This is a genomic window from Salinispora oceanensis, assembly GCF_000383575.1.
In the GTDB taxonomy this organism is placed as follows: domain Bacteria; phylum Actinomycetota; class Actinomycetes; order Mycobacteriales; family Micromonosporaceae; genus Micromonospora; species Micromonospora oceanensis.
On record NZ_KB911579.1, the window covers coordinates 4,312,468 to 4,324,739 of the forward strand.

General features: G+C 66.5%; 13 protein-coding genes. 6 read left to right on the forward strand and 7 right to left on the reverse strand.

Annotated elements, in window-relative coordinates; all coding sequences use genetic code 11:
• Positions 1–478: 478 nt before the first annotated feature.
• The 3 genes from SALPAC4_RS0119880 to SALPAC4_RS0119900 form a co-directional block, all read right to left on the reverse strand.
• Positions 479–682, reverse strand: a complete 204-nt coding sequence (locus SALPAC4_RS0119880; protein WP_019871824.1) for a hypothetical protein — start codon at positions 680–682, stop codon at positions 479–481.
• A 1,275-nt stretch (positions 683–1,957) separates the two neighbouring features.
• Positions 1,958–2,722, reverse strand: coding sequence for an ABC transporter permease (locus SALPAC4_RS0119895; protein WP_019871827.1), 765 nt, complete (start codon positions 2,720–2,722; stop codon positions 1,958–1,960).
• A complete protein-coding gene (locus tag SALPAC4_RS0119900) occupies positions 2,719–3,648 on the reverse strand; it encodes an ATP-binding cassette domain-containing protein (protein WP_019871828.1) in 930 nt (309 codons plus the stop codon). The genes SALPAC4_RS0119895 and SALPAC4_RS0119900 overlap by 4 nt, the downstream gene beginning before the upstream one ends.
• Before the next feature lie 274 nt (positions 3,649–3,922).
• Between SALPAC4_RS0119900 and SALPAC4_RS0119905 the strand changes: the two genes are divergently transcribed.
• From SALPAC4_RS0119905 to SALPAC4_RS0119915, 3 genes are read left to right on the forward strand one after another with little or no spacing between them, the layout of a single operon-like run.
• The gene (locus tag SALPAC4_RS0119905) at positions 3,923–4,477 is read left to right on the forward strand and encodes a sensor domain-containing protein (protein WP_019871829.1); all 555 of its coding nucleotides are present in this window, start codon (positions 3,923–3,925) and stop codon (positions 4,475–4,477) included.
• A gap of 4 nt (positions 4,478–4,481) precedes the next feature.
• Positions 4,482–5,030 carry a hypothetical protein gene (locus tag SALPAC4_RS0119910; protein ID WP_223874801.1) on the forward strand — a complete coding sequence of 183 codons (549 nt, stop codon included), beginning with the start codon at positions 4,482–4,484 and terminating at the stop codon, positions 5,028–5,030.
• Positions 5,027–5,641: an HD domain-containing protein gene (locus SALPAC4_RS0119915; protein ID WP_019871831.1), complete on the forward strand. Its 615-nt coding sequence runs from the start codon at positions 5,027–5,029 to the stop codon at positions 5,639–5,641. The genes SALPAC4_RS0119910 and SALPAC4_RS0119915 overlap by 4 nt, the downstream gene beginning before the upstream one ends.
• A gap of 319 nt (positions 5,642–5,960) precedes the next feature.
• Here the strand turns inward: SALPAC4_RS0119915 and SALPAC4_RS27815 are convergent, their stop codons facing one another.
• Both SALPAC4_RS27815 and SALPAC4_RS0119925 read right to left on the reverse strand, forming a co-directional pair.
• Positions 5,961–6,830 carry a hypothetical protein gene (locus tag SALPAC4_RS27815; protein WP_162562157.1) on the reverse strand — a complete coding sequence of 290 codons (870 nt, stop codon included), beginning with the start codon at positions 6,828–6,830 and terminating at the stop codon, positions 5,961–5,963.
• Between the two features lie 298 nt (positions 6,831–7,128).
• The gene (locus SALPAC4_RS0119925) at positions 7,129–7,899 is read right to left on the reverse strand and encodes a DUF6042 family protein (RefSeq protein ID WP_223874802.1); all 771 of its coding nucleotides are present in this window, start codon (positions 7,897–7,899) and stop codon (positions 7,129–7,131) included.
• A 60-nt stretch (positions 7,900–7,959) separates the two neighbouring features.
• Between SALPAC4_RS0119925 and SALPAC4_RS0119930 the strand changes: the two genes are divergently transcribed.
• The gene (locus tag SALPAC4_RS0119930) at positions 7,960–8,169 is read left to right on the forward strand and encodes a sensor histidine kinase (protein ID WP_019871834.1); all 210 of its coding nucleotides are present in this window, start codon (positions 7,960–7,962) and stop codon (positions 8,167–8,169) included.
• Here the strand turns inward: SALPAC4_RS0119930 and SALPAC4_RS0119935 are convergent.
• Positions 8,154–8,798: a response regulator transcription factor gene (locus SALPAC4_RS0119935; RefSeq protein WP_019871835.1), complete on the reverse strand. Its 645-nt coding sequence runs from the start codon at positions 8,796–8,798 to the stop codon at positions 8,154–8,156. The two genes, SALPAC4_RS0119930 and SALPAC4_RS0119935, sit on opposite strands and share 16 nt — an antisense overlap.
• A 476-nt stretch (positions 8,799–9,274) precedes the next feature.
• Here SALPAC4_RS0119935 and SALPAC4_RS0119940 point away from each other — a divergent pair, with 476 nt between their 5' ends.
• Together SALPAC4_RS0119940 and SALPAC4_RS0119945 are read left to right on the forward strand one after the other, a co-directional pair.
• A complete protein-coding gene (locus SALPAC4_RS0119940) occupies positions 9,275–9,916 on the forward strand; it encodes a hemerythrin domain-containing protein (RefSeq protein ID WP_223874803.1) in 642 nt (213 codons plus the stop codon).
• 724 nt (positions 9,917–10,640) lie between these two features.
• Entirely contained in the window at positions 10,641–10,982 is a 342-nt protein-coding gene (locus SALPAC4_RS0119945; RefSeq protein ID WP_018737804.1) for an HIT domain-containing protein, read from the forward strand.
• 393 nt (positions 10,983–11,375) lie between these two features.
• Here the strand turns inward: SALPAC4_RS0119945 and SALPAC4_RS0119950 are convergent, their stop codons facing one another.
• Positions 11,376–12,056 carry a hypothetical protein gene (locus SALPAC4_RS0119950; RefSeq protein WP_019871837.1) on the reverse strand — a complete coding sequence of 227 codons (681 nt, stop codon included), beginning with the start codon at positions 12,054–12,056 and terminating at the stop codon, positions 11,376–11,378.
• Positions 12,057–12,272 lie beyond the last annotated feature (216 nt).

A 12,272-nucleotide genomic window follows, 5' to 3' on the forward strand; every position in this document is an offset into this window, starting at 1 on the left:
GGATCCGAATAACTTGGATGGTGCCCCATTTTTGGGCAGCATCGAGCGCATATATATTTCACCTTTGTCGGGACGGGTCGACAGTCAAGGAATGGTGCAGCGCTGAGCGCGCCGGGTCGGCCGGTCGCGCTCAGCTACACGAAATTTTGAGCACCGAATCGGTGATTGCGTGAGAAGCCGCTACTCGGGGTAGGGGGTGGATCTGCCGAGTTCGTAAAGTTCGGCCCGCCGCCAGCGCATGGTAGTTCCCTCCCCTGGTGCGTGGCCGTGAAGTTGGGATGATTATTTACCATTGTGAGTCCGCCTAGAAGGGCATGTAATACTCGTCATAATCCCTTGTGGAGTCTTGACCGCAGGGCTCCGACAAGGTAAAGAATATGACTAGTGGGGGTGGACGCTCCGGCTCGTGCGGTGTGCCAGCCCTCCGGTGATCAGGCGCCCGCCAGAGCCGCCAGCGTGCCGCCCACCGCGGGGCCGATCAACTCGGCCAGCGTTCGGCGGTGCCCAGGTTGCCGTTGCTGTCGATGAGCCGGGTGGTGTGCACAAGTCTCGGCAGCTGACCGCGGTAGGCCACGGTGAACAGGACGGTCAGAATCCCGGACAGGCCGACGACAGCGTAGCGGTGCCACAGTGTCAGCTGTCCGAGCAGAGCGACGACGGGCACCGAGAGCACGAACAGCATCCGGCCCAGAATCGCACGCGATCACGAGCCGAGGCTGATCCACCCGGTCGGTGGTGATCCCGGCCGGGAGTGAGAAGACCAGATTCGGCAGCTATCCGAGAAACGTCAGGAGCGAGACCTGGAACGTGCTCGCCTGCGATGACTGGAGGGCGGCCGTGCGCGCGTCGACATCGGACTCCGGCACCGTCGGTACCGCTCAACCGCCGATTTCGCGGCCTGGAGCACGACAATCTCGCTGTTGTCGCCTGCGCGCAACAGCCAGCTGTCGTGGCGGGGCGAGGCCGCACGGCGTCCCACCTGTGGCCGTGCGTCGCGCTGGTCCGGATCGACCTCTCGTACGGACCTCGGTTGGCCCCCGGGCAGGTGTCTCTTTCTAGTCGCCTCTTCTGCGACGCCAGGAGTAATGCAGGACGGCGGCGACCGGAGCTGCGGCGATGGCGCTGACGAACACCGCGAAGATTCCGGCGGCGTCGTTGAAAACAGACTGTAGCAATACAAAGTATGCCGCGAAACCGATCCAGCTCCACCAAAACACGCCAGCCCTGGTCCCGTTCAACGACTACCTCCTGTCCTTTCTTCGCGTCGCGGTCAGGCGCAGCGTCGGCGGTGTGACCCGGGCTGACCAGGCCGCAGCCCGGCTCCCGGCAGCTGCGGTACGCGCCGGACGAGCGTAGCTCGTTGTCTCCACCGCACTGGTAAGCGTTCGGCGAGCGGACGCCTCCGGTCGGTGGCCCCGCAGAGCGGGTATCGGCCGGGGCCAGGTAGGGAGGGTGCGGGAGGAGCAGGGCGCTCGTCAGCCATCGTGAACGGTGAACGGTGAGTACCTCGATCACCCGCATCATGAGCTCGGACTGGTTGACCCCGGCGGTTGCGAGCGCTCGCGGCACGGTGCCCTTCTGCGCCTGCAGAATGCCGAGCAGCGGGTGCAGCCGTGGCGACGCACCCCGACGCTTACCCAAGCCCCGCTCAAGGGCCAGTTTGGCCGGGGCGCAGAGCTTGGTGGGGCGGGCGTGGCTCGCCCCGGGACGAATCATCATGTCGAGGGTGGCGAGCGACACCCCCGGCCACGCCAATACTCTGCTCGAACTCCCGCTGCGTAGCGGTACGAATGCCCCCGTAGTCGAGACCAACCCTACGAATACCGACGAGCCCCCCTCGCCGCGCTCAACACCTGCTGCGTGTTCGCATCGGGGTCGGGTAGATCGAATATCACCTACCCGGCCGGCCTGGCCTGACACCCGATCGGACCAGGCCGGCTCCGGTGTGACGTTCCGGTCAGGCGTCCTTGCGACGCATGACCCACCAGCCGGCGAGCAGCGCGGCCACCGCCCAGGCGGCCACGATCAGCAGGCCGATGGCCGGGGGATAGGGGTCGCTGCTTCCGCGCAGGTAGTGGTCGCCGGCGGTCCCCGGCAGCGCGGCGGCTAGGTGGTTGAGTACCTTGTTGTCGGGGGTGGTGAGAATCGGTGGGATGACCACCAACACGACGAAGATCGAGACGAGTGAGGCGACCGGACCGCGCAGGGCGGCGCTGAGGCCGATCGACAGCACCCCGATCAGTGCCAGATAGACGCCGATCGCGAGGGCGTGGCTGGTGATCTGTCCGCCCTGGACGTCACCGCGGTCCCCGAGCAGCGGGATCGCCAGGCCGGCGCCGAGCAGCCCGAGGAGGATGCCGGCGACCAGGATGGTGGCCCCGACGACCGCGCCCTTGGCCAGTAGGACCCGTCCCCGCGACGGCACCCAGGTCAGCGTCGTGCGAATCAGGCCGCTCGAGTGTTCGCCGGTCATCACCAATGTGGCCAGAGCGATCAGGGCGAACTGGGCCAAGGAGGCTCCCATGACCGCGATCGTGCCGGGGCCGACCAGCCCGTTCGCCTCGAACAGGTCCCTGCTGAGGTCGCCGCCCTTCGCGTAGATCGCGTACTGCGCAGCGCCCGCCGCCATCAGCAGGGTGGCGGTGATCAACGCCCACCACACGGTACGAGTCGTCCAGAGCTTGGTCCACTCCGCGCGTACCGCACCGTGCAGCGCGTTCATCGCCGTCCTCCACTCACTGCCGATCCGAACTCCACGCTGTCTGCGGTGAGTTGCAGATATGCGTCCTCAAGGGAGGCGGGTTTGCCGCTCAGCTCGTGCAGGCGTACGCCCAACTCGTGGGCATGGTCGCCCACCTCCGCCAGGGTGAGACCTTCGACGGTGAGCTCCTCGTCGTTGAGGTGGTGTATCCGGGACGAATGCGGGAGTAGCCGCTCCTTGAGCCGGGCGAGCCCACCGGCGTCCGGTAGGCGTACGGTGATCGTCCGGCCGGAGTTGGTGGCGATGACCTCGCTGACCGGGGCGTTGGTGAGCAGTTTTCCCCGTCCGATGACGACGACCTGGTCGGCGGTCAGCTGCATCTCGCTCATCAGGTGGCTGGAGACGAAGACCGTGCGCCCCTCGGCCGCGAGTGATCGCATGAGCTGGCGCACCCACCGCACACCGTCCGGGTCGAGCCCGTTGACCGGCTCGTCGAACAGGAGCACCGGCGGGTCGCCGAGCAACGCACCCGCGATCCCGAGCCGCTGCCCCATCCCGAGGGAGTACGTCCCCGCACGCTTGCGCGCCGCGTCCGTCAGTCCCACGATCTCGAGAACCTCGTCGACCCGACTCGGGCTGATGGAGTTGCTGTGTGCCATGGCCAGCAGGTGGTTGCGCCCGGTACGCCCGCCGTTCAGCGCCTTGGCGTCGAGGAGCGCTCCGACCTCCCGCAGCGGTTGCGGCAAGCTCAGATACGATTCGCCGTTGACCAGGGCTCGCCCGGAGGTGGGCCGGTCGAGGCCGAGGATCATGCGCATGGTGGTGGACTTGCCTGCCCCGTTGGGACCGAGGAAGCCTGTCACCCGTCCCGCCTCGATGGTGACGTCGAGCCCGTCCACAGCGGTGAGCGAGCCGAAGCGTTTGGTGAGATGCTGAAGTTGGATCAAGGTTGGCCTCCACGGATCACTGTTTCCGTGGGCCAACGCTAGGAGGGGCAGCTTCTCGCCCACAGCTGTCCAACGGCAGGAACGGCCCTTTACTTTCGTCATGGCGGACCGAAGGCTGGCCTCTCCGCGGGCAGCGCGGACGCGCGCTGGGCGATCGCCAGCTACCGGGATCGACATCAACGATGGGGACAGGCCGTAGTGGTGCCATGTCCTCGGCCCCGAGGTGGACTCAAGTCCACTTCCCGGGCCGCCGGGCATCCGGATAATCAGCGCCATGGCAACTCAACTGGCGCGCTCGGCCCGCCTCCGCTGGCGCCTGCTCGGCTGGGCGTTCGTCCTCGTCGCGCTGGCGCTCGTCGAGGTTCTGGTGCTGACCTGGGCGATGACCACACTGACACTCGCCGTTCTGTGGGTCACCGTGCCGCTTTTCACCGGTGCGGTCCTGGCTGCTCGGGCGATGGCGGACAGCCGACGCCGGTTCGTCGCCCGGGAGTTGGGCATTGCCGTCGAACGGCGGTACCGTCCCCTGCCCGCGGCCAACCGGTGGGCCCGGTTCCGCACCGTTTTGCGCGATCCGGCCAGCTGGCGGGACCTGCGCTGGCTGTTCGTCGATGCGACCGCCGGGCTGGTGCTGCTGACAGTGCCGGTGGCGACCTTCGGCGCTGGTCTGCTCGGCGTGACGATGGCGCGCAACCTAGGCGAACGATGGTCGGTCCTGGCTCGCGTCTGCGGGGGCCGCCAGCGCTGCCGACTATCGCTAGAGTTGGAACGCCGGCCAGTGCTGTCAACAATGGCTGTCAGGAGAGCGTGTGGCCGTACGAGTTGCTAGTTCGATGCCGGGCGATTCCTCGTGTCCGGTCGAGGTGCTCTACGACGGATCGAGGATATGTGCCTCCAACGCGGAGGAAGCCCTCGGCCTGATCGTTGAGGGATACCGAGACATCAAGCCTGGACCCGCGCGGATGCAGGCGCGACTCGCGCTGGCGCTTCGGGCCCGGAGCATGGTGCAGATGCTGCTCAATGCCGGTGAACTCTTCGACGAGAGCATGGACGAGCAGCGGCGAATTCTGCTGGCGCGGCAGGACGCGCCGCCGCCGCGCGTCGAGGTGTGGGACGGCGTCGTGCCCCTGGTGTTGGTGACCTCGTTCTACAGGCCGCTCGGGGATCGAGACCAGCCACGCGTGGCCGGGCCGGGTCAGGTCTGGTGGATTGATCCTCACACTTCCGGGTCTCTTCTGCGGACGCTTCACCAGGCGCGATGGCTTGACGTCACGCGGATGGAGGCAGGCTCGGATGATCAGGGCAGCCCCTACCGCAATCTTGGCTCGAACGGCGCTGCTGGCTACTGGTGGCGCCCCTGCGAAGCAGGTGTAGGCGCGTGACGGTCGATTACGCACTGGTCGTGCCGACCGACCAGCAGATCCGGGTCCTGCACGAGCGGTACGCGCCGAACGAGGAAGCCTTCGATCTGGTCTACACGCACTGCCAGATCGTTTGCGCCGTGGCTGAGCAACTCCTCGGAAGGCACCCCTCGGCCCTGAATGTCGATCTGGTGCGAGCGGGAAGTCTCCTGCACGACATCGGTGTTTACCGCCTCTACGATGCGACGGGGCAACTCGATCACGAGAACTACATCCGGCATGGGGTGCTGGGGCATGCGCTACTGCGCGATGCCGGACTTCCCGAACTGATCGGCAGGTTCTGTTCTCACCACACCGGCGTCGGGCTCACCCGTGAGGACGTGCTGCAGCAGCGGCTGCCGCTACCGGTGGGTGACTACATGGCCGATACAGCGGAAGAGCAGATAATCATGTACGCCGACAAGTTCCACAGCAAGACGACGCCACCCACGTTCGTGACCAGCGCGTCCTACGCTGCCGGTCTGCGGCGGTTCGGTGAGGACAAGGTGACCCAGTTCGCGGCATTGGTGGAGAAGTTCGGTGAGCCGGACCTGCTGTCACTGTCCCGTAGCTATCAGCAGCCGCTGATCTGAGTCATTAGCCAACGGCTGTGGACGCCGAGTCTCTACCGGTGCCTGTTGGGGTTAGAGCCCTGACCGTCGGTGCGCCTCGGCCTGGACGATCGGATATCACCGCCCCGGGCTGATGTGGCCTGTGGTGCGGATCGCTGGCGCGGAAATTCGAGGGCAGCCAATCTCGCCGGCGAGTTCGTCCGCTGCGTCTCGCTCCGGGGCTGAAAGGTGATGATGCTGGAGATGGGCCGGCCGCTGTCGGGCACCCAGACGAAGTCCTTCTCGGCGGCCTTCGGCCAGCGAAGGTAGTGCCGGTTGCCAAAACTGGTCAACTCACCGTCTACGGCTGCCCACATCTTGGCCGTCTGGCCCCCGTCGATGAAGCAGCCCCAGCGGAACCCTGCGTCAGCCGCGATGGAGTCTCGTGCCTCCTGCGGGGTAGCGCCCTGGAAGACAGGGGAGCCCGGACGGCCGTCGAACAACCGTAGATGGGTTCGGCCCATGGGGTCCTCGAAAACCGCCATCCGGGCCTTCCGGCTGTGCGCAAACGGCGGTACGACATCGAGCGACCGGTCCGTGTTGATGGGATGCGCTGCGAGCCGGCGGCACGGCCCAGGGCAGGCGTCACGCGCGACGCCTCGTCCAAGACTCGCACGCTGCCTTTCTCCGGGTCGTTTCGGCGAGTGATCACCATGTTGCCATTGCCAAAGGCATAGCACTCGGCCTGTCGCCCTGTGAGACTGCCGGTCCACGTCAGCTCGACCCCATTGATCATGACCGTGCCGGCGGCGGTGAGATTGCACGTTGACAGCACTCCAGCCCGAGAAACTAGGGCCTCGCGAACGACCACCGGCATGCTGAGGATTCGACCCTGCTCGACGGCGAGGTTCAGGCTTGTTTGAACGGGCAGGCCTGACGTCTCGTCGAGCAGCGTGAAGAACGCGGCCGTGGAGGTCGCCGGGGCGTGCCGAGCCGCATCGATGGCGGTGGTGGGGCGAGGCGTAAAACGCACCGCTGCCGTCGTAGCACTCGGTTTCCAGCTCAGGTCGTAGATGTTGGTGAAGCCACCGTCAGCGAAGCTCAACGGGCTGGTGCGCAACATGAGGCCGCTGCCGAGGTTGGTTTCCCGCATCGCCACTGGTCGGTCAATCTCGGTTTCCATGAATCGCGCCGCTTCCTGCAGCGACCGGAACCGACGCTCATCAGCCATCGGACCCAGCCAAGCAGGTTTGATCGCCAGCCTCGGACTGCATCGCGGCGCGCTCCCTCCTCCCGGGGTCACACCACTGTCTGGTGCGGCGGCGTGCGAGTCCATAGTGGCAGGACTAACTAGTCAGCGTGGTCCGCCTCTTCGAGGAGCGGACACGTACGCTGCTGGCGCGCGCCCGCGCGGCGGGCCCCGCCCAGCGTCACTTCGCACCCGGTGGCGCGCCGCTCGGTGACGACAACCCGCAGACGAGAGGGGCTGCCACCGTGCTGGCGGTCGACCGTGTGGCTGGCGGTTGTCGTCAGTAGTCCGAGCGCTCGACGGGCCGGTTGAGCTGTACCGAGATCCGGTCGGCGTAGAAACGGTCCGGGTCGACGACCAGATCGAATCGCTGGTGAGGAACGAGTCGCTCGGCGTCGACCCGGGCACCCTGCCGCTGGGCGGAGAAATCCCCTTCCTCAACCAGCACCTGGACCGCGTGACGGACGTCCTCCGGATCGGAGTCGGTCGCTGCGGCCAGCCGGTCCAGCGACGTCGCCAGGGTCACCCGGCTGAGGTCGCCGCTCACGTCGTCAACAAACAGTCGCAGCACTCGCTGCGCCAGCCTGCCGTACCGCGACAACCATCGCCCCTTGTCCTCCTCCGCCCGCTGCTCGGGACTCAGCGGCAAGACCTCCGTCGGTAGCGGAGGGTTCGTGGCCAGCCTCAGCGCATGGTTCCCGTGGGACATGTCGACCTCGATGAGGCGGAGCGTGATCATCAGGTCCAGCACCTGCTCGGCCGTCCGGACCTGGGGGATGCCGAGCCGGTCGGTCACCTCGTCGTACTCGTTGATGCGCCGCTGACGATCGGCCAACTCGTCCTGGTACGCCTGCTCGTCATCGGGCTCGCCGGTTGGTTCGGTGGGATTCGGCCACGCCGGCGCAACCGGCAGGCTGTCTCCGAGCACGTCGGGCGCGACGGTGCGGTCCAGTTCAACGCCGGCCCGCCGAGCGCTCCATACCCGTTGTGCTCGCACCACGTTCTGGCGGTCGGTGTCCGGAAAGCGGTGCAGGATCTCCTCGAAGTCCATCGCGGACAGCGGGAGCCAGCGGTACCCACGGTCAAGCACAGCGCCGCGAGCCGGGCATGGGTGCGTGGGCGACGGGAACGCGGCCAGCTGCACCTTGAGGTCGGCGATGATGGCAGGGGAGGAGCGGCGCTCGTTCCGGGCGGCGGCCTGGAGGGCATCCGGCGGCGGCTGGCGGCGTTCGACGGATCGCTTGCTGTCCGGGAGTCGGCCGGCGGCAGCACCAATCTGATCGTCGAGTTGCCGATCGCGGGGGCTCAGCTGCCGAGATAGGCGAGTACGGCGAGCACCCGACGGTTGTCGCTGTCGGACAGGTGCAGCCCCAGCTTGTTGAAGATGCTGCTGATGTGCTTGGCCACCGCCTTCTGAGAGACGTACAGCCGAGCGGCGATGGCGCTGTTGGATCGCCCCTCGGCCATCAACGCGAGGACCTCCCGCTCCCGAGGGCTCAGCCGATCGAGAGACCGGTGCCGAGACCGCCCGGTGAGCAGTTCGGCGATCACCTCCGGGTCCATCGCGGTTCCCCCGGAAGCCACCCTCCGTACCGCCTCGACGAACTGCGCGACATCGAAGACCCGATCCTTGAGTAGGTAGCCCACCGCGCCCTCACCGTCGGAGAGCAGCTCACGCGCATACAGCGGCTCGACGTACTGCGAGAGCACAAGCACCGGCAGCCGCGGCACCACGCCCCGAGCCTCGATGGCTGCCCGCAACCCGTCGTCGGTGTGGTTCGGTGGCATCCGGACGTCAACGACGGCAACATCAGGGCGCTGCTCGACCAACGCGGCCTTCAGATCCGGTCCATTGTCCGCACAGGCGACCACGTCGAAGCCGGAGGCTTCCAGTAACCGATTCAACCCGTCGCGCAGCAACGCAAGATCCTCTCCCAGGACCAGCCGCACATCTACACCCGTTCTCGAGTAGCTACCCGCTCGCATCGTCGCACAACCGACCACGATGGCGGGTCCGGATGCGGGGTCACACTGACGACCCGGTGTTGGCTACCGCGCCTCCAGCCGGGGGCGCCCGGGCTTCGGGACGAACAGCATTCTGCGCCTGCTGGGCAGGTCAAGCCTGCCCAGTAGCGTGCTGGGACATGGGTGAGTTGATCGCGCGGAAAGCTTGGTGCCCTTCTGGCTGCACTTTCGGGGAGTAGTGCCGCTTATGGCGCACGGGTCCAGCGACCTGCTACGCCTTGAGTTCCGCCAGCCGTATGCGCCGTACGACAAGAGAAAGAGCCGGCCGGAACCTTCCGAAATACGATGCCCTATAGGGTGGGCCACGACAACCGTAGCCTTCGATGTGAAGTGGCTACCGGTGCGGCGCCGGTTGAATAGCATAGTTGCGATGCGGGTCGACACCTTGCAAAGGAGGGAACGTGAGTACATCGGGGGATACCACGGGGTCCGGGTACCAGGTCATGGTCGTCGTCCATCGGGCCATGGTGCGCGACGTCCTGCAGATCAGCGACGCGGCTCGCGCGCTCGCCGACCGGCCTGATCCGGTGCAGGCAAAGGCCCTGTGTCGTTACGGTGACCGGGTCTTCCAACTCATCGCGCACCACCACGAGGTCGAGGACGAGGTGTTCTGGCCGATGCTGCGGTCGCGTGGTGCTCCGGTGGAGACGATCGAGTTGATGACGACCGAGCACGACGAGTTGGCGGGACTGCTGGAGCGGGCACGGGAGCTACTCGCCGACGCCCAGCGGGGTGAGGACTCCTTCGCGGCACTGGCCGAGGTGGGGCTCGCCCTGCATCAGGCGTTGCTGACGCACACCGCAGACGAGGAGCGGGAGCTCGCGGGACGGCTCAAGCCTGTGCTCGGTGATCAGGAGTGGAAGGTTCTCGAGCGGGAGATGGTGCGGTCCGCGCCGAAATGGACCCTCGGCTTCATGCCGCCCTGGATGGCGTCGGCTGCCCGTCCCGAGGAGCGCAAGGCGCTACCGGCCGCGCCGATCGCCTTGCTGATGCGGGGCAGCTTGAGAAGACAACGGCGACTGGCCTTCGGGACGCGGGCCTGAGTCGCCGGGCTGGCGGCGTCCGCCGACGAAAGTAGCGCCCGTCGGTGGCGCCGGCTCTCGTCTTCCGGCCGACGTGCGCAAGCACGGTCCTGACGCTGGTGGTCGGCAAACTTTCGTCGCCCTTGCCCAGATCGCGGAAATGTCCCGGCATTGATGGGATACAAGCGGGCGGCATAATCGCCGTGCGTGCGTGCGTGCGTGCGCGTGCGTGCTGGCGGCGGCCGCTATGTCAGTCGCACCGAGACACGTCATGGTGAATCAGGGGTAGGCGGCGGACGGGGTGAGCAGGTACGGTGCACCGGTTGACCTTGAGCAAGAGGAACGGGGCGCGTGGGCTACACCTTTCATGTGGACCTTCGAGGGATTGTTGATCTGCTTAGCCACCATCTTTACGCCAGCCCCCGCGTGTATGTGCGGGAGTTGATGCAAAGCGTGGCCGACGCGACTACCGCACGTCGCCGGGGAACAGCAAGCTTCCCTCTGGCGAGGGCGGCTGCTGCTGCGAGCCGGACGTGCTGCCGACGCCGAACGGGTCGCCCGCGAAGTCCTGGCCAGTCAAGCCGATGAAACCAACTGGGAAGCGGCGGTACTGGTCGCCTCCGCGCTACTGCGGCAAGGCCAGAAAGCGACGGCGGACCAGTTCATGGAAGATCACGATCTAGACGAATGTGACCTAGAAGGCTACGACGACACGTACCAGGCGCCGTGAGGAAGCGAGTTTGCGATGACCGAGGACTTCTACTGCGACGAGGCGCTCAGCGGCCGAACCAAAGTGACCGTAGTGGCAGAGACCGATCAGGTCCTTGCCTTCGAGCACACTAGGCCCTTCTGGCCGGTGCACATCGTCGTGGTGCCGAAGCGGCACGTGCCGTCTCTGGTTGACCTGGGCGATGCCAGCACGGATATCCTGCAGCGCGTTCTCGAGGTGGTTCGCCAGGTCGCCGGCCGGGTTGAGCGGGAGCAGGGTGCTTGCCGGGTGCTGACCAACCTCGGCCGGTATCAAGACTCCAAACACCTGCACTTTCACGTCTGTAGTGGACTGCCTTTCCGCCCCGACACGGCCTAGGGAGAGCAGGTGCTTTGCATCTGGTCCGCAAGGGGCCGTGAGCACAGGGATGGTGCGGCTGTGTGTGAAACATGTCGCCGTTGATGATCCCTGTAGTTGCTGGCACCTCGCCCAGGCGCGGCCCTTCTCGGGGTGCGGCTATCCCGAGAATCGCAGGATGTGGAGCGACTACCGGCCCGGACCGGCTTGCCCGTCCCCGCCGGTGGTCGCCGCGGTTCACCTGATTAGTAGTGGTTGCCAGCCGTCGCGGTGTCGAAGGCCGTCGGGTTGCAGTCGGATTTGGTCGTGCACTGTGCCGAAGACCGGCTCGGTTCGTACCGTCTGGGGTCGATCGGCCACGACACAGACGGTCTCGCCCGGCCACCACCAGCCGCAGGAGCGAGCTAGACCGGCCTAAACGTTGAGGTGCTCGGTCTCGTCCGGCCCGTATCGAGCAAGATCGAGCTGACGCAGCACGTCGTAGTAGGCGATCCAGGACACGTCCTGCTGCCCGTACCAGCACGTCGGCGAGGGGCCGTTGACTGCGAGAGCGGCTCGTACGGGTAGGTAGTAGCCGTGCGCGAGGCTGCGGTGCAATGCCGTTCGCACGCCCTGGTGCAGCACGACGGCGAGCGGCACGCCGTTGTCGAGCGCCTGGTGCGGTGCCAGTTCGGGCCACGGTCGTTTGGTCTTGCTCGTCCGCAGGGGCGACAGCTCGGTGTCGGTGTGCGTGCCGCCAGCGCTCAGCGCGCCGCGTAGCTGAGAGTTGATCGCGGCAATGTCGCTCGCCACTGGTGGTGTCTCGCGTGGCCGAGGGTCCCGGACCAGTTCGAAGAGTTGGTTGAGGGTGGGCCAGCCGGTGGTCAGGGACCGGGCCTGGTTCGGGGAGTCAACCCACTCGAAGCGGGGTCGCGGCCGGGAGGTCCGGGCATAGATAGCCGTCAGGCAGCGCTCCGCGGTTTGCCGGTCAGCAGGCTGGGTGGACAGAGCGTGTTCGAGCCATTCCTGACGGATCGGGAAGGCTTGCTGCCACAGTTCGTGGGGAGAGCTGCTGCGAGTGGTCTGTTGCGGGTTCGCTGCGCCGTCGCGCCGCACGGGGGCGTTCAACGCGTCGGGGCGTCGTCGCCCTTTCGGTACGAGATCATGTGACGACTATGGCGTACCACCCAGCACCGGCGCAAGGCGGTTCGCCGCCTCGGGATCTGTGCTTTCCAGTGGGATCATGGTCTGACGTCAACACCACTCGACAACAGCAAACCGGCCAGGAGGGACTGATTCTTAAGGGGGGCGACGTGAGTGGATGTGTGGAAA